Raw genomic sequence first — 17406 nt, 5'->3', positions numbered from 1 at the left:
TGTGTCCCTGGCAGGATTCGATTGGACAACAGTCGGATGTTGGAGTAAGTTAGAAGGGTTGCTCCGGAAACGGGGCAGGTCGAGATCCTCACGGATCCGGCGGGTTCGGATCGACTCCAGCGAAAGCGACAAGTTGACACGAACCGGGCGGATCTGCTAGGATGGAGACACGGAATGGAACGCCCTGAAGCCGGATCGCATGATCACGGCGACGGAGAACGCGTCCGTTTCTTGAGAACTCAACAGTGTGTTAAAAGCCAGTGCATGAAGCACAACTCCCGTCCCACCCATCTTCTGGTGGGAGGACGGATTCCTTTGGTTGAACATCCGGCATTCGGTGCCGGGTGCTTTCAGCCGGGAGAACTTCTCAAACATTGTTTGGAGAGTTTGATCCTGGCTCAGGACGAACGCTGGCGGCGTGCTTAACACATGCAAGTCGAGCGGAAAGGCCCTTCGGGGTACTCGAGCGGCGAACGGGTGAGTAACACGTGAGTAACCTGCCCCTGACTCTGGGATAAGCCCGGGAAACTGGGTCTAATACCGGATACGACCACTTCTCGCATGGGATGGTGGTGGAAAGTTTTTCGGTTGGGGATGGACTCGCGGCCTATCAGCTTGTTGGTGGGGTAACGGCCTACCAAGGCGACGACGGGTAGCCGGCCTGAGAGGGCGACCGGCCACACTGGGACTGAGACACGGCCCAGACTCCTACGGGAGGCAGCAGTGGGGAATATTGCGCAATGGGCGAAAGCCTGACGCAGCGACGCCGCGTGGGGGATGACGGCCTTCGGGTTGTAAACCTCTTTCAGCAGGGACGAAGTTGACGTGTACCTGCAGAAGAAGCGCCGGCTAACTACGTGCCAGCAGCCGCGGTAATACGTAGGGCGCAAGCGTTGTCCGGAATTATTGGGCGTAAAGAGCTCGTAGGTGGCTTGTCACGTCGGGTGTGAAAGCTTGGGGCTTAACTCCAGGTCTGCATTCGATACGGGCTGGCTAGAGGTAGGTAGGGGAGAACGGAATTCCTGGTGTAGCGGTGAAATGCGCAGATATCAGGAGGAACACCGGTGGCGAAGGCGGTTCTCTGGGCCTTACCTGACGCTGAGGAGCGAAAGCGTGGGGAGCGAACAGGATTAGATACCCTGGTAGTCCACGCTGTAAACGTTGGGCGCTAGGTGTGGGGACCTTCCACGGTTTCCGCGCCGTAGCTAACGCATTAAGCGCCCCGCCTGGGGAGTACGGCCGCAAGGCTAAAACTCAAAGGAATTGACGGGGGCCCGCACAAGCGGCGGAGCATGTTGCTTAATTCGACGCAACGCGAAGAACCTTACCAAGGCTTGACATCGCCCGGAAACACTCAGAGATGGGTGCCTCTTCGGATCGGGTGACAGGTGGTGCATGGCTGTCGTCAGCTCGTGTCGTGAGATGTTGGGTTAAGTCCCGCAACGAGCGCAACCCTTGTTCAATGTTGCCAGCACGCTCTTCGGGGTGGTGGGGACTCATTGGAGACTGCCGGGGTCAACTCGGAGGAAGGTGGGGATGACGTCAAGTCATCATGCCCCTTATGTCTTGGGCTGCAAACATGCTACAATGGCCGGTACAGAGGGCTGCGATACCGTAAGGTGGAGCGAATCCCAAAAAGCCGGTCTCAGTTCGGATTGGGGTCTGCAACTCGACCCCATGAAGTCGGAGTCGCTAGTAATCGCAGATCAGCAACGCTGCGGTGAATACGTTCCCGGGCCTTGTACACACCGCCCGTCACGTCACGAAAGTCGGCAACACCCGAAGCCCGTGGCCCAACCAGCTTGCTGGGGGGAGCGGTCGAAGGTGGGGCTGGCGATTGGGACGAAGTCGTAACAAGGTAGCCGTACCGGAAGGTGCGGCTGGATCACCTCCTTTCTAAGGAGCATCGACTGCGGCCACCTGGTGGTTCGTGGTCCAGCCGTGTCCGTGGGCGAATGTCTCACGCTCGGCGCGCTCATTAGTGGAGCACTGGTTAATCGGATGATCTGGGTCTGCCCGGGTCGGTTGGTACCGCCTGAACCCTTCGCGGGGGACGGGAGTGGGAACGCCGGCTGGGGGGCGCGGATGGGTTCGGACACACTGTTGGGTCCTGAGGAAACGGACATTGGTGGGCCCGCTGTGGCGGGCTTGCTGTCTGTTTGACCTCGTGCGGGACCAGCCTCCTGTCATACCAGCTCGCCTTTGGTGGGTGTTGGTGGTGGGGTGGGTGTGGTTGCTGTTTGTTGTTTGAGATTTGCATAGTGGACGCGAGCATCTTTGTGGCCAAGTTTTTTAGGGCACACGGTGGATGCCTTGGCATCAGGAGCCGATGAAGGACGTGGGAGGCTGCGTTAAGCCCCGGGGAGTCGCCAACCTGACTTTGATCCGGGGATGTCCGAATGGGGAAACCTAGCACCAGTCATGTGGTGTTGCCTCCGCCTGAATGTATAGGGCGGTTGGTGGTAACGCGGGGAAGTGAAACATCTCAGTACCCGTAGGAAGAGAAAACAAATTAGTGATTCCGTGAGTAGTGGTGAGCGAAAGCGGAAGAGGCTAAACCGTATGCGTGTGATAGCCGGCAGGCGTTGCGTGTGCGGGGTTGTGGGACCCTCTGATGGTTTCTGCCGAGACTGTAGACAGTGAGAAATCGATGGGATAGTCGAAGTTTCTGGGAAGTTGCGCCGTAGACCGTGAGAGCCGGGTAGGCGAAATCTTGTCGACTGTTTGAGGGGATCCCAAGTAGCACGGGGCCCGAGAAATCCTGTGTGAATCTGCCAGGACCACCTGGTAAGCCTAAATACTCCCTGATGACCGATAGTGAACAAGTACCGTGAGGGAAAGGTGAAAAGCGCCCCGGTGAGGGGTCGTGAAATAGTACCTGAAACCGTGTGCCTACAAGCCGTAGGAGCGTAGACGTTTTCGGATGTCTGTGATGTGACTGCGTGCCTTTTGAAGAATGAGCCTGCGAGTTATGGTGTGTGGCGAGGTTAACCCGTGTGGGGTAGCCGTAGCGAAAGCGAGTCTGAATAGGGCGTTGTTAGTCGCATGCTGTAGACCCGAAGCGGAGTGATCTAGGCATGGGCAGGTTGAAGCGCGGGTAAGACCGCGTGGAGGACCGAACCCACCAGGGTTGAAAACCTGGGGGATGACCTGTGTTTAGGGGTGAAAGGCCAATCAAACTCCGTGATAGCTGGTTCTCCCCGAAATGCATTTAGGTGCAGCGTTACGTGTTTCTTGCCGGAGGTAGAGCACTGGATGGCTAATGGGCCCGACAAGGTTACTGACGTCAGCCAAACTCCGAATGCCGGTAAGTGAGAGCGTAGCAGTGAGACTGCGGGGGATAAGCTCCGTAGTCGAGAGGGAAACAGCCCAGACCACCGACTAAGGCCCCTAAGCGTGTGCTAAGTGGGAAAGGATGTGGAGTCGCAGTGACAACCAGGAGGTTGGCTTAGAAGCAGCCACCCTTGAAAGAGTGCGTAATAGCTCACTGGTCAAGTGATTCCGCGCCGACAATGTAGCGGGGCTCAAGTACACCGCCGAAGTCGTGGCATTCACACGTTAGCTTGGCAGCTTGTCTGTCTAGGTGTGTGGATGGGTAGGGGAGCGTCGTGCAGCCGGCGAAGCAGCAGAGTGATCTAGTTGTGGAGGCTGTGCGAGTGAGAATGCAGGCATGAGTAGCGAATCAGAAGTGAGAAACTTCTGCGCCGGATGACCAAGGGTTCCTGGGCCAGGCTAATCCGCCCAGGGTAAGTCGGGACCTAAGGCGAGGCCGACAGGCGTAGTCGATGGACAACGGGTTGATATTCCCGTACCCGCTATGGTGCGCCAATACTGAATCCAGTGATACTAAGGGTCCTTAACCCCCCTAAAGCCTTCGGGCTTGGGGTGAGGGTGAACGCCTGGCCTGATCTGGTAGTAGGTAAGCGATGGGGTGACGCAGGAAGGTAGTCCAGCCCAGGCGATGGTAGTCCTGGGGTAAGCGTGTAGGGCGTGTCGTAGGCAAATCCGCGGCACATTGAGCCTGAGACGTGATGCCGAGCCGATTGTGGCGAAGTGGGTGATCCTATGCTGCCGAGAAAAGCCTCTAGTGAGTGCCGTGGCGGCCCGTACCCCAAACCGACTCAGGTGGTCAGGTAGAGAATACTAAGGCGATCGGGTGAACTGTGGTTAAGGAACTCGGCAAATTGCCCCCGTAACTTCGGGAGAAGGGGGGCCTTCGCTGGTGATCAGACTTGCTCTGTGAGCTGGTGGGGGTCGCAGAGGCCAGGGGGAAGCGACTGTTTACTAAAAACACAGGTCCGTGCGAAGTCGTAAGACGATGTATACGGACTGACGCCTGCCCGGTGCTGGAACGTTAAGGGGACCGGTTAGTCGCACGTGTGTGGCGAAGCTGAGAACTTAAGCGCCAGTAAACGGCGGTGGTAACTATAACCATCCTAAGGTAGCGAAATTCCTTGTCGGGTAAGTTCCGACCTGCACGAATGGCGTAACGACTTCCCCGCTGTCTCAACCGCAGACCCGGCGAAATTGCACTACGAGTAAAGATGCTCGTTACGCGCAGCAGGACGGAAAGACCCCGGGACCTTCACTATAGCTTGACATTGGCGTTTGGAACGTCTTGTGTAGGATAGGTGGGAGACGGTGAAGCTGTCACGCTAGTGGTGGTGGAGTCATTGGTGAAATACCACTCTGGTCGTTTTGAACGTCTAACTTCGGTCCGTGATCCGGATCAGGGACAGTGTCTGGTGGGTAGTTTAACTGGGGCGGTTGCCTCCTAAAGAGTAACGGAGGCGCCCAAAGGTTCCCTCAGCCTGGTTGGTAATCAGGTGTCGAGTGTAAGTGCACAAGGGAGCTTGACTGTGAGACCGACGGGTCGAGCAGGAGCGAAAGCTGGGACTAGTGATCCGGCGGTGGCTTGTGGAAGCGCCGTCGCTCAACGGCTAAAAGGTACCCCGGGGATAACAGGCTGATCTTCCCCAAGAGTCCATATCGACGGGATGGTTTGGCACCTCGATGTCGGCTCGTCGCATCCTGGGGCTGGAGTAGGTCCCAAGGGTTGGGCTGTTCGCCCATTAAAGCGGTACGCGAGCTGGGTTTAGAACGTCGCGAGACAGTTCGGTCCCTATCCGCTGCGCGCGCAGGAGACTTGAAAGGAGCTGTCCCTAGTACGAGAGGACCGGGACGGACGAACCTCTGGTGTGCCAGTTGTTCCGCCAGGAGCACGGCTGGTTGGCTACGTTCGGAAGGGATAACCGCTGAAAGCATCTAAGCGGGAAGCTCGCCTTGAGATGAGGTCTCCCACCACGAGAGTGGGTAAGGCTCCCAATAGACGATTGGGTTGATAGGCCGGAGGTGGAAGCACGGTAACGTGTGGAGCTGACCGGTACTAATAGGCCGAGGACTTGACCACAAAGCATTCTTGCTCGCGTCCACTATGTAATTCTGAGACAGCAGACACGTTCTCGTGTTTGACAGTTTCATAGAGTTACGGCGGTTATGGCGAAGGGGAAACACCCGGTTACATTCCGAACCCGGAAGTTAAGCTCTTCAGCGCCGATGGTACTGCACCGGGGACGGTGTGGGAGAGTAGGTCGCCGCCGGACAATTTTTTGTCGCAGTTGAGGCCATCCCGGTTGGGGTGGCCTTTTCTGTTTTCCCGGGTCCGGTCACCTTCCCCCGGCCCGGTCACGTTCCCTAGGCCGTTTTCCGAGCAGGTCACGTTTCCCGGTCCTGTTCTTGGGCCGGCCGCGTTCCCCGTGACTGATCACATTTCCCGGCTTGGGCCTGTTCCCGGGCAGGTCACGTTTCCCAGGCCTGTTTTCCCATGGGTCTCCCTGCTGGAAACCCCTGCTGGATCCCCCTGCCCGGGAGTGCCTTTTCTGCTGTCCTGGGAAACTTGAGAAGCCGTTCCTCCCCATGTCGATCTCCTCCAACAAGAAAGCTCCGACCCTGACACAGGGCCGGAGCTTTCTCCTTGGGAGGGCCGGGTCAGGGGGTGATGAACAGACCGTCGCCCACGGTCCGCTCAGCACCGTCCGAAGGACGGTTGACGACCTTGTGGCCCACGACCATCACGCTCGATCCGCCGCCGTCGAGATTCATGGCCTGCTTCGCACCCAGCCAGCGCATCAGTTGAGCCGCTTCCACCATCGAAGCGCCCACCGTGACGCCGGGGTTGCGGCCGTCCACCGTGACCAGGATCAGGCCACCGGACTTGGTGACACCGGCCATGGTGCGCGGGTGGCGACGGAGCATCATGTTGAAGGAGGCCTGCCCGTCGGCCTGGGCGGTGATCTGCACCCGGCCGTTCCTCACGAGCCCCACTCCGCCGCCCATGACGTATGTCTCCGGGGTGAGCGGCACGGTCCGTTTGGTCCGCAGATCGATGACCTTGGTGTCGACCTTCATGGTGGAGGCCTCCAAAGCGTGCTCCAGGAGCCAGTCGGCCATGATGCCGGTGCCGTGGAGCACGTAGGTGCCGCGCGAGACGATGCCTCCGCCCTCGCGGACATTGATGATCTTTCCCTGGGCGTCGACCACGATCTCGGTGCCGCCGTCGGCTGCCATCTTGGTGCCGAATTCCTCGGTGTAAAGGATGAGTTCGTCCGTCCCGGCAGCCCGGTTGATGCCTTTGACCTCGGTCCTCGCTCCGTCGGCCGGGGTCGCGGTGACCGTCGTCTTCAGCTCGGTGATCCGGACCTTGCGGCCGGTGATGACGATGCCGCTGCGACCGGGGACCGCTTCGCTGAGAAGTTTTCCGCCCACCACGGAGATCCCCATGGGGTCACCCTGGAGTGCCTTGGGTGTGTGGATGTTGAAGAAGCCGCCGTTGACGCCGGCGATGGCACCGGCCCGTTTGGCCATCGAGCTGATCGTCTCGCGCTTGGCGACATTGGCCCCGACGCTCGTTCTGAACGATCCTCTGAAGAGCTTGGGGTCCACCATCAGAACGTTCATGGCCCAGGGGCCTGTGGTCTGCAAGCCGTCGTCAGCGAGATAGTCGGTCTTGGCCCGGATGTCGAGCTCCTTGAGCTCCTTCACCACCTTGTCGGCTTTGGCGCGCTCCGCGAACGTCCACAGCCCGATGCGGACAAGGTAACGTTCCACGGCCGGAGCATCCGCGGCGGCGGGTTGCACGACCTTCTGCAGGGCCGGGGTGAAGCCGGCGGCCTCGACCTCCGCGGCCTTGGTCTGGGCGGTGGTCAGCTTGCCGTCCTCGTGCCCGTTCGGCATCAGCACCGTCACGGTCCACCCTTCGGTGGACTTCCCCTGTTTCAAGCTGAAAAGCTCCACACCCGGCACTACGCTGCGCTGGCTTCTGGCCGGCGCGGCACTGTCACCAAGTGGGAACGTCGAGGTGGGGAAGGCCAGGCTCGCCCCTTCGGCTTGGGCGGAAATCGGTGTGATGCTGAGTACTACAGCCGAAAGCCCGACGACGATACGTCGTGACATGGATGCCTCTCTCCCCGTTGATGACCAAGACTTCGGTGCACCATCGTGCCGAGATCTTCCTGGCAAGGGGAGCGAAACGCGTTAAACATCCCAAGAAAGTGTTGTCCCGCGGATGGGCTCATATGAGAGGTGACGGAATTCCGCTAGTCCGAAACTGCCTCAACCGGGTCAATCACGCTGGTCAATAGGGGTTAGTCCCCGCCGTTTCACTGCGGTGGCGGCACCAGGGCGCTACGGTTCAGTACGCCGCACTCCGCAGATCAAGCGGCACTCTTTCCGAGAGGCAGCCATCATGGGGCTGAACATTCTCATCGTGATCGTCGCAAGCATGGTCTTCGGATTCATCCTTGGCGTGATCACGGCGCGACCGCGTCGCTGGGATCTCTACGTCTGCGCCGATGACACCATCCACGTGGACGCCGCATCCGATCGAGACGGTTGACGGGCGCGACCAGGCAGGCGCAAGCCGTACGGAATCTGGGTCCAGTACGGCTTGCGCCGTGGTCATTCTCAGCCCAGGCAGTGATACACCTTCCGCAGCGTCTCGTGGACGATCCAGGTGGTCTTGGCGCCCTTGGCGAGGAGACAGACCGAGCCCGGGACGAGCTCGATGGTGGCACCACCGTCGACGTCCACGGTGGCCCGGCCGGACATGACCACGAAGATCTCGTCATGTTCGACGTCGGTCATCGTGCCCGGGGTGATCTCCCAGATGCCCCGGCTCTGCGAGCCGTCGGGTGAGGACCACAGTTCGACCGCGGAGATCTGCGGCGAGCCGGCGAGGATCTGGACGGGGTCCAGCTCCTCAGGGGAGAGTTGCACGTCGCCCGTTGGAACGGCGAAGATCCCGGCGGCAGCGATCATGCGGGCCAGGTCGGCGGTCTCGGGGACGAGGATGTCGGGCATGGGGACCTTTCAGCTGCGGATGTTGTCTCTCCGGAACGACTCCTGCGCCAGCAGGGCGACATGAAGGGAGAGACAAGACTCGACGTCATCCAGGTTGGTGTCGAGGATCCGTTCCAGCCTGCGGAGCCGGTCGTAGAAGGCCGGCCGGGACAGGTGGGCTTTCTGGGCGGCGACGGCCTTGTTGCGTCCGGCGTCCAGGTAGATCCGGAGGATCCTGGTCAGGTCGCCACCGCGCTGGGCGTCGTGGGCCAGTAGCGGGCCGAGCTCGCGTTCGGCGAAGGTCTGCAGCCGGGCGTCGTCTCTCAGCAGGTGAAGCAGGCCACGCAGCCGCAGATCGGGCAGGCGGTAGAACGGCCGGCCATCGGGCTGTCTGACGGCCACGTCCGCGACCTGCTCCGCCTCCAGGAAACTGCGCCGTACGTCACGGAGGGATTCGACCACGGAGCCGGCGGCGAGCACGAACGAGGTGGTGAGGGCCGCTCGCAGGCGGTCGGCGAGCATGACCAGCGTGGGTTCGGCGAGAGTGCGGGGAGGGAGCGGGAGCAGGACGCCGATGCGGTTCTGGTCCAAGGCACCGACCAGAGCGGGGAGGCGGGCCTCGCGGCAGGCGGCGGCGGTGGCGTCGGCCAGCTCACCGAGCCTGGCGAGTTGCTCCTGGCCGTCCAGTGGGCTCTCCGGTTGTTCGGCGAGCCGGAGCACCAAGCTGATCAGTTTGCGGCCGGTCAACGGGACGCCGACCGCCCGGGCCCGGGCGGCGGCCTCGTCGGGGTCGGCGTAGGCGTGGGTCAGGATGCCGGTGATGATCGTGCCGTGGGCCTGACGTTCCAGTGACTCCTGGTGGCGCTCCAGCAGGCGTCCCAGGGCGAGGGTGGTCGCGGCGCGTTCGGCGAGCACGATCTCGCGCGGGCCGGGCTCGCTGCCGCAGAGCAGGATCAACCTGCCCCAGTCCTGGCCGCGTGCGCCGACCATGGTGACCAGCCACCCGGAGGCCGAGTCGTAGGCGGTGCGCTGGTCCGGAGCCACCGCCCGGGACCGTGTCTCCCAGCTCGCCAGCAGCGTCCCGGTGTCGCGCCCGGCCGTCTCGCAGGCCAGCACCTGGTGGGCGAGGTTCTCCAGGAGCACCGGCCGTCCGGAGAGCCGGGCGACCTGGCTGAGCACCTCGGCGGGGGAGGCGCCCTCGACCGAAAGTTCGGTGAAGACCTCGTGGAGCTGCTCCGAGGCGCGCAGCTCCTCCAGCTGGATGTCGATGATTCTGGCGTGGACCGACTCGGTGATCTGCACGAACGGGGTCTCACGGGCCAGTGTGATCAGTGGCAGGCCGTGCCGCTCGGCGGCGCTGACCACGCTTCGGGGCAGATCCTTGACGAACTTGCGGCCCAGCTCCACGATCAGCCCGGCCGCGCCGACGGCGGCCAGTTCGCCGATGTAGTCGGCCAGCATCTCAGGGTCGTCGGGTAGGGCGATGCCGGTGGTGAGCACCAGCTCTCCGCCTCGCAGCAGGTGGGCGATGTCAGTGACCTCGCCGACGTGCACCCATCGCACCCGGGTGTCCAGGCGGTCGGCTCCCGCGACGACCCGGGGATTGCCGCGGCGGACGGTGTCCAGGGAGAGAACGTCGGCGATGGTAGGGAGCACAGCCCGAGACTATCCGATCAGGCTGTAAGTTCGGATTGCATCTGCTTTACAGGTTGTTGCACGGGTTGGATGTCATGTCATGTCTGATGACTGTTTTCTGGTTCGCCTTCCGATCAACACCGTTGAGACCCCGCGGCGAACTCCGGTGCGTCGGCGCGGATCACGGCAGAGCCGGTGGCGGACCGGTCGCCGGCCGCCGCCTGGCGTATGGGGCCGGTGTGAAGAATCAGCCCGTTCCGCCGGCCGCCGCCTGGCGCATGGGCCTGTATGAAGGATCAGCCCGCTCCGCCGCCGGCTCCCGGTCGCGCGTGCGGAGTCGCCTGGGCCTGGGCCGAGCGGCTCAGGCGTGCCTCCAGGCCGTCGAGGATGCAGGTTAGTCCGAAGTCGAAGTTGAGCAGGCGGGCGGTCTGCAGGTCGATGCCGGTGCCGTGGTAGTCCGCATAGCGTTCCGCCAGCTCGGGATAGTTACGCGCGGCCTGTTCCACCACAGGCTTCATTGACGCCGTCAGCTCTTCGTCGCTCATGCCGGAGTGGGCCGCGGCCGCGCTCCAGGCGATCTCGGGCGTGGTGACACCCAGCACGTAGGCCAGCAGGGCGGAGGAGGCGTACTCCTGTTCCGTGGCCGTGAAACCCGCCTGGCTGAACGTGCTCAGCAGCCGGGCGCTCAACTCCATGGCGTTGGGGCCGAGGGTCGGCCCGGTGCCGACGAGGGTGACCGCCCAGGGGTGGGCCAAGAGCGCCGCGCGCAGGCCGTAGGCGAAAGCCGAGGCCTCGTCCCGCCAGCCGGTCGTCGCGGGGGCGGGCAGGGCGACCTTGCCGAAGACCTCGTCGAGGACCAGCTCCAGCAGTTCGTCCTTGTTGGCCACGTGCCAGTAGATGCTGGTCGCGCCGGAGCCGAGCCGGGCGCCCAGGCGGCGCATGCTCAGCGAGTCCATCCCTTCGGCGTCGAGCAGGTCCACGGCGGCACGCACGATCTGCGTACGGCTGAGTGTCGTGCTCCTGGCGGGTCGGCTCTCGCGCGTCCAGACCGAGGTGATGGGCTGCTTCACCTCTTGAGTATAAATCCGCTCGCACGATGTTCGAGTTTATCGTACGCTGTGCGAGTGACATCGAACACTGTACGAGAAGGTCGTGATCCCCGGCGTTGGTGGATCCTTGGCGTGCTCTGTCTGAGCCTGCTGGTCCTGGTGGTGGACAACACTGTCCTGAATCTGGCCATCCCAGCGCTGATGACCGATCTCGGTGCCAGCCCTTCGGACATCCAGTGGATCATCGACGCCTATGTCCTGGTCTTCGCCGGCCTGCTGCTCACCTCGGGCAGCCTGTCCGACCGCTATGGCCGCAAGCGTTTCCTGATCATCGGTCTCGTGTTGTTCGGCGGAGCCTCGCTGATCGCGCTGCTGGTCACCGAGCCCTGGCAGCTCATCGCCGCCCGCGCGCTGATGGGCGTCGGCGGGTCCATCCTGATGCCGAGCACCCTGTCAATCCTGATCACCGTCTTCGACGACGACGAGCGGCGCAAGGCCATCGCCGCCTGGAGCGCGGTCGCCATGGTCGGCGTGATCGCCGGTCCCACGCTGGGCGGTTTCCTGCTGGAGCACTACTGGTGGGGCTCGATCTTCCTGCTCAACGTGCCGATCACGATCGTCGCCGTCGTCGCGGCCGTGCTGCTGATGCCCGAGACACGCGGTCCGGCGCGGAAGCTCGACCCGGTCGGTGTGCTGCTGTCCACCGTCGGCATGAGCGCCCTGGTCTTCGTGGTCATCTCGGCTCCCGGTGCGGGCTGGACCTCGCCGCGGGTGCTGGTCGCCGCGGTGCTGGCCGTACTGGCTCTGGGGGCGTTCGTGCTCTGGGAGCGGCGGGCGGAGCACCCGATGCTGCCGCTCGGACTGTTCCGCGACCGCAACTTCAGCGGTTCGTCGTTCTCGATCGTGCTGATGTCGTTCGGTACGGGCGCGCTGCTGCTGATGCTCACCCAGTACCTGCAGTTCGTGCTGGGCTACGGTCCCATGAGGGCCGGTCTGGCGCTGCTGCCGTACGCCGTGGCCGCCGCGCTGTTCAACGGGGTCGGCGCCGGTCTGGGGCAGCGGGTCAGCAACCGGGTGCTGGTCGCCGCCGGTCTCGGTGTGATGGCCCTCGGCTTCGGTGTGCTCGCCTTCATGACCGCCGACACCGGGTACGGCATGCTGATCACCGGTCTCATGCTCATGGGAGTCGGCGGCGGTCTCGCCGGGCCCGCGGCGTACGCGACCCTGATGGGGGCGGTGCCGCCCGAGCACGCCGGTGTGGGATCGGCGCTCAACGACACCGTTCAGCAGGTGGGCATGGCACTGAGCGTGGCCGTGCTCGGCAGCGTGCTGGCCGGGGTCTACACCTCATCGATGCCCGATGGCGCCCCGGACGCCGCGCGGGATTCGATCAGCGGGGCGCTGCTGCTGGGCGATCCGGGACTGGCCAGGACCGCGCAGGAGGCGTTCGTGTCGGCCATGTCGTTCGGCTCCTGGGTGGGCGCCGCCTTCACCTTCGCGGCCGCCGCGCTGGCGTTCACGGTGCTCCGCCCGGTTCTCAAGGCCCCGGCTCCGGCGCCGGACCTGGTGGAGTCGGGGAGCTGAGGGATTCTCCAGGCTGTCGAGTCTGGGTGTCCGCTCATCGTGGCCGACCTGCGGAGCAGGTCGGCCATCGGCGCGTAGCGGCGAGATCGGTCAACTGGTCGTCGGTCGGGCCGGTGGCCTGCCCTCTGCCGTGCTGCCACGTCCCCGAAACGGCGCCAGCAGCCGCTCGGTCTCCGGTGCGGCGGCCCCCACCCCCACGTGGGCGGGGTCGGGGAAGACCTTCTGGTCGCCCCAGCGGAACGGCCAGACGAAGCGGCGGGCGACGGACCAGCAGAGCCGACCGTCGAGATCGTCGTCCCGGCCGGGCTGCGCGATGACCGTGCCGTCCTCGAACGCCACCGCCCAGGTGTCCTCATCCAGCGCGAACGTCGGGGTGAGCCGGAGCCGGTCGCCGATGTCGCGGCCGGTGAACAAGAGCGGGCGACGGGCGGCCGGGGTGTGGTGGAAGGGGTGGTCGGCCACGATCTCGCCGGTCTCGGGGCACAGGAAACGCACCGCGTGCGAGCCGATCGCGATCAGCACGTCGTCGGCGGGCCATTCCAGGCCGAAGCCGTGAGCCCACTGGCCGACGGTGCGCCGGATGCCGTCCAGGACGCGCACCCGTTCGGGGCGTTCACCGAGCGACCAGATCTCGATCCGCCCCTCGGCGGTGACACAGGCGGCCCGCTCGCCGTCCGGCGACCAGGCCCACGACCGGGCGTCCCAGCCGCGCGGGTTGGAGGCGTCCGCCCGAACGTTCAGGTCGTACCTGTGCTTGCCGGTCACCGCGTCGATGATCCCGACGGTCCCGCCCGCCGGGTCCACCACCGCCAGCCGGCCGCCCGGCCCCCAGCACAGGACATCGGCGCCCGGGTAGCCCGGAAGCTCCGCCGTCGTCTCACCCGTCAGCGCGTCGGCGATGATGAGCTTTCCGTCGCGCCGGTAGGCCAGGAGCCGTTCGTCCAGGCTCCACTCGGGCGGAGCCGAATCCTGATCCTCTTCCAGGCCCAGGATCCAGGAGACCTGCCGTTTCTGCACGTCGAGCGAGATCGCCGCGTACTCGTCCGGCGCCTCTCCGTAGACACGGGAGCCGTCGCGCGACCAGAACGCCCGGCCGAGGGTGAGCTCGGGCTCGTCACTCCAGGTTTCCCGGGACTCGTCCGGCAGCGGCCCGCTGAACTCGATCGGCTCCGTTCCCTCCGGGTGGGCGTCCGGTGGCCCGGCGACCGATCCCTCGTGCATCGCCACGATGACGTTGCGCAGGTAATCCGACTCGCCTCCGTAGACGAACGCGCGCCTGCCCTCGGGGGCGAGGGCCATGCCCAACGGCCTGCCGGAGGCGAGGAAGAACGCGTTGGCGATCGGCTCGTGGGCGGTGCCGAACGGGTCCCACACGCCGGTCGCGTTGGTGTTGTACTCCAGCGCGATCCGCGTGCCGTCCGCCGACCACTGGAGGCTGCGCGTGTAGTCCGGGAAGCCGATGCCGCCCATGATGCCGTCGATCGCGTGGACGCAGCGGCCGGTGGCGACCTCGAAGATCTGCAGGACACCGCCCCGGTCGTAGTCGTCGCCGGTCCGGCTTCCGACCGAGAGGTGGCGGCCGTCCGGGCTGAGCGCGTGGCCGTTCAGCTCGCCGTGGTGCACGTCGGAGTGGCGCAGCAGCGCGCCCGCGTCGCGGAGCCGGGCGGTCGCGAGGTGATGCGCGCCGGTGACGCCGTGGGCGCGCTCCAGAGCCTGGAGGGCGTCCCGCAGCGGCACGGTGTCGCGCTCTGGGGAGAACGCGGACCAGTCGGCGTTCTTGAGGGTATTGAGGGCCTCGTCGGGTCCCATCCGCTCATTCGGGACGCCGGTGAACGGCGGGGACGGCGGCACAGTGCCGGGCTCCCGACCTTCGAGCACGGCCGCCAGCGCGTCCTCGTCGTAGATCGGAACGCCGCGCACCGCCGCCGGGCCCGCTTCGGCACCCGACTTCGCCCCGGCGAAGACCAGGTCCGTCTTCGCCGAGACCGACGCGGTCACCGTCGCGCCCAACGCCTCCAGGCCGCGTTTGGCCTCACCCTTCGGAAACCGGCCGAACCGCCCGGCCAGCACGACCGTACTGCCAGAGATGATCATGCCAAGCGACCGTAGTGGAGATGACCGACACTTCATCTCTTGTTCGGCGAGCACGCTTCGGTTTCACCTGCCCACAAGCCATCACCAGATCGCTGTAGGCCGGTGGTCGTGGCCAGGCCGAAGCACCGTCGAGGACGCAATGGGCCATGCGACCAGAGCGGCCGCTGGTGGTGTTTGGTCATAGGAAGCGTGGATCCTGATCGTCTCGCCGAGTCGGTAGGCCGGGTGCGTGGCGGTATCGACGGTGGGCGGGAGTGTAAAACCAGGCGGTGATGAGGCCTGCCGATCCATCCGCGCCAGTTCACCCCACCTGGTCCCACGGGATGGCCTCGATGCGCTCGACGTGCTCCTCGCCCCACTCCCCGAGCGGTGCCATCGCGGTGTTCAGTGAATGGCCAAACTCGGTGAGCGAGTACTCCACCTTCGGCGGGACCTGGTGATAGACCTCACGATGCAGCAGCCCGGTGGTTTCCATCTCCCGCAACTGCAGGATCAGCACCCGCTCACTGATGCCGGGCACCGCGCGCCGCAACTCCCCGAAGCGCAGGGGGCCCTCCTGAAGCGCGAACAGGATCAGTCCCTTCCACTTGCCTCCCATGACGGCGATGGCAGCATCGAGACCGCAGGTGAACGTCCGCTTCTTCGTCTCCTTCACCGGCCCATACTCACACTTATGTCAGTACCCGGCAAAAATGTAGGTACTTGAGAGAATGCAGGCGCTCCGGCCAGCATGGACCAGGCCCGCGTCAGACCACAACGGTTTCCAAGACAGCGCGCCCGCCTCCTTATCTCTGTGGCTGGAGTATGCATATGACTGCAAAGAACATGACACCCGTGACCGTCATCGGACTGGGCTCGATGGGCACAGCACTGGCCGAGGCCTTCGTCAAGGCCGGACACCCGACCACCGTCTGGAACAGAACCGCCGCCAAAGCCGCGCCCCTCATCGCCATGGGAGCCAGGCATGCGGAGGCCATTGAGGACGCGGTAACGGCAAGTCCCCTGGTCATCACCTGCCTGACCACCTTCGATGACACCCGGCTGGCACTGCGGCCCGCCGGCGCGTCGCTGTATGGACGGGCCCTGGTCACCCTCAACAGCGGTTCCCCCGCTGGCGCCCGCGAGACGGCCGCCTGGGCCATCGACCATGGCGCCCGGTTCCTGGCCGGCGCGGTCAAGAACGTGCCTTCGGCCGTGGGAGCGCCGGACACCCTGCTGTACTACAGCGGCGACAAGGCCCTCCGCGGGACTGTACGGTTTACTGGACAGACCCGCTGGTCAGGCAGCAGATTGGCCAGCGCGGTCCGGACGGCGGCGCGGCTCACCCCCTGCGCGCGTGCGAGTGCCGCGATCGAGGCGCCTTGGTCCTGGAACGCTGACCGCACCTCCTCGAGCTGGGCGCCGGTCAGCGCGGGCGGCCGGCCGCGATAGCGGCCTTCGGCTTCCGCCGCAGCGATCCCCTCGGCCGTCAGCTCGTTCTGCAGGTCGCGCTGGAACTGCCCGACGGCAGTGATCACGTTGATGATCAGGGCGGTGGCCGCGTCGTTGGCGGCCAGGTCGTGGAAGTTCGACAGCGGCCCGGACAGGACCCGCAGCACCACGCCGCGGGCCTGGCACCAGTCGCGGACAGCGTGGATGTCGACCAGGTCGCGGCACAGCCGGAACAGCTCCGACACCGTGAGGGTGTCTCCGGGATGCGCGGCGGCGGCAACCTTGGCGAACGCGGGCCGCTCCAGCGCGGGAATCTTGGAGGTCGTCGCCGGGTCCTCGAACAGCCGCACCCCCGGAGCCGGGTGGAACCCCTCGGCCACACCCTCGGTCCGGACCAGCAGCCCGGCCTCGGTGAGGATATGCCGCTGCCGCAGCAGGGACTGGGTCGCGGTGGACGAGCGGGAGTAGACGATCCGCACCGGCGCTCCTCAGGAAGGACGAAGCCCCGTTCTACCTGTCGGAAAATACTGTCGTCAATGAAACCCGAAATGGCCCGCCAAGCGTGGTGTTTTGTCCTCCTATACCCGTTTCTCAGGGCCAGGTGAGCGCCCTGTCGGGAAACCATCTAATCCCGGCACCTTCGCGAAGGTGCCGCAGCGAGATCACGACTACTTTGGGGCTGGGGGCACCTTCGGGAGCGGAGGGCCGCGCCGATCAACTCATCCGGCTCCCCACAGGTCGGTCTCGTCAGGGTTCGGTGGCGAGTGATCGGAGTTCCGCGATCACGTCCGCGCCGGCGGGCGCGTGGTCCGGATCAAGCAACCACTGCATCATCAGGCCGGTCAGCAGGGCGAGCGGGACCGAGCCGCCGAGTCCCTCCCGTCCCTCCCTCTGCCCTCTGGCGAGGTGTTCGCGTACCTCCGGCGACCGCTCCGCCTGCACCGCGGCCTCCAGCTGCGCCACCCACAACGCCCGATGGGTGGTGAAGCTGTCGATCAGGGCCTGCCAGCGCTGCTCCGACTCGTCCGAGGGGGTGCGGCGGGCGAGTTCGTCGCTGAGTTCGTCGACCGCCTCCACCAGAGCCTGGGTGAGCAGAGCGTCCTTGGAGCCGAAGTGGTAGCCGATGGCGGCATGGCTGACTCCGGCGGCCGAGGCGATGTCCCGGACGGTCGTGCGAGCCCAGCCCCGCTCGATCAAGCACCGCTTGGCTCCGGCCAGCAGATCCTCTCGGTTTCCCATACGGTGCAGCATAGTCGATGATTTGCCCGTCCGGTCT

10 protein-coding genes, 3 rRNA genes and 1 pseudogene are annotated in these 17406 nt (G+C 64.7%); 6 read left to right on the top strand and 8 right to left on the bottom strand.

Features of this window, described 5'->3' with window-relative positions; genetic code table 11:
- Window positions 1-375 precede the first annotated feature (375 nt).
- The 3 genes from OHA77_RS11430 to rrf all read left to right on the top strand — a co-directional run bounded on the left by OHA77_RS11430 (window position 376) and on the right by rrf (window position 5603).
- Window positions 376-1896 (top strand): 16S ribosomal RNA (locus OHA77_RS11430).
- A 385-nt stretch (window positions 1897-2281) separates the two neighbouring features.
- A 23S ribosomal RNA gene (locus OHA77_RS11425) occupies window positions 2282-5410 on the top strand.
- A gap of 76 nt (window positions 5411-5486) precedes the next feature.
- A 5S ribosomal RNA gene (gene rrf / locus OHA77_RS11420) occupies window positions 5487-5603 on the top strand.
- The 16S, 23S and 5S rRNA genes sit together here, the layout of an rRNA operon.
- Window positions 5604-5988: 385 nt before the next feature.
- On the opposite strand, the gene OHA77_RS11415 is transcribed toward rrf, so the two are convergent.
- A complete protein-coding gene (locus tag OHA77_RS11415) occupies window positions 5989-7278 on the bottom strand; it encodes a phosphodiester glycosidase family protein (RefSeq protein ID WP_406317953.1) in 1290 nt (429 codons plus the stop codon).
- A 466-nt stretch (window positions 7279-7744) separates the two neighbouring features.
- Between OHA77_RS11415 and OHA77_RS11410 the strand changes: the two genes are divergently transcribed.
- Window positions 7745-7894 (top strand): hypothetical protein, encoded by a 150-nt coding sequence (locus OHA77_RS11410; RefSeq protein ID WP_406317952.1) that lies wholly within the window; start codon window positions 7745-7747, stop codon window positions 7892-7894.
- Between the two features lie 68 nt (window positions 7895-7962).
- Here the strand turns inward: OHA77_RS11410 and OHA77_RS11405 are convergent, their stop codons facing one another.
- The 3 genes from OHA77_RS11405 to OHA77_RS11395 form a co-directional block, all read right to left on the bottom strand.
- A complete protein-coding gene (locus tag OHA77_RS11405; RefSeq protein ID WP_406317951.1) occupies window positions 7963-8358 on the bottom strand; it encodes a cupin domain-containing protein in 396 nt (131 codons plus the stop codon).
- A gap of 9 nt (window positions 8359-8367) precedes the next feature.
- Window positions 8368-9993 carry a PucR family transcriptional regulator gene (locus OHA77_RS11400; protein ID WP_406317950.1) on the bottom strand — a complete coding sequence of 542 codons (1626 nt, stop codon included), beginning with the start codon at window positions 9991-9993 and terminating at the stop codon, window positions 8368-8370.
- 275 nt (window positions 9994-10268) lie between these two features.
- The gene (locus tag OHA77_RS11395; protein WP_406317949.1) at window positions 10269-11042 is read right to left on the bottom strand and encodes a TetR/AcrR family transcriptional regulator; all 774 of its coding nucleotides are present in this window, start codon (window positions 11040-11042) and stop codon (window positions 10269-10271) included.
- A gap of 111 nt (window positions 11043-11153) precedes the next feature.
- Between OHA77_RS11395 and OHA77_RS11390 the strand changes: the two genes are divergently transcribed.
- Window positions 11154-12605 carry an MFS transporter gene (locus tag OHA77_RS11390; RefSeq protein ID WP_406317948.1) on the top strand — a complete coding sequence of 484 codons (1452 nt, stop codon included), beginning with the start codon at window positions 11154-11156 and terminating at the stop codon, window positions 12603-12605.
- Window positions 12606-12695: 90 nt separating this feature from the next.
- Here OHA77_RS11390 and OHA77_RS11385 read toward each other — a convergent pair whose 3' ends face one another.
- Window positions 12696-14699, bottom strand: coding sequence for a hypothetical protein (locus OHA77_RS11385; protein ID WP_406317946.1), 2004 nt, complete (start codon window positions 14697-14699; stop codon window positions 12696-12698).
- Window positions 14700-15000: 301 nt separating this feature from the next.
- Window positions 15001-15354, bottom strand: a complete 354-nt coding sequence (locus OHA77_RS11380; RefSeq protein WP_406317945.1) for a winged helix-turn-helix transcriptional regulator — start codon at window positions 15352-15354, stop codon at window positions 15001-15003.
- A gap of 149 nt (window positions 15355-15503) precedes the next feature.
- On the opposite strand from OHA77_RS11380, the pseudogene OHA77_RS11375 reads away from it, so the two are divergent.
- Window positions 15504-15806 (top strand): annotated as a pseudogene (locus tag OHA77_RS11375) (NAD(P)-binding domain-containing protein); the annotation flags it as partial.
- A 113-nt stretch (window positions 15807-15919) separates the two neighbouring features.
- Here OHA77_RS11375 and OHA77_RS11370 read toward each other — a convergent pair.
- Both OHA77_RS11370 and OHA77_RS11365 read right to left on the bottom strand, forming a co-directional pair.
- The gene (locus tag OHA77_RS11370) at window positions 15920-16609 is read right to left on the bottom strand and encodes a recombinase family protein (protein ID WP_406317943.1); all 690 of its coding nucleotides are present in this window, start codon (window positions 16607-16609) and stop codon (window positions 15920-15922) included.
- Between the two features lie 268 nt (window positions 16610-16877).
- Entirely contained in the window at window positions 16878-17369 is a 492-nt protein-coding gene (locus tag OHA77_RS11365; protein WP_406317941.1) for a TetR/AcrR family transcriptional regulator, read from the bottom strand.
- Between the last annotated feature and the right edge of the window lie 37 nt (window positions 17370-17406).

Source organism: Streptosporangium sp. NBC_01639, from assembly GCF_045209755.1.
Taxonomy (GTDB): domain Bacteria; phylum Actinomycetota; class Actinomycetes; order Streptosporangiales; family Streptosporangiaceae; genus Streptosporangium.
This window is presented reverse-complemented; position numbering and strand designations above follow the sequence as displayed.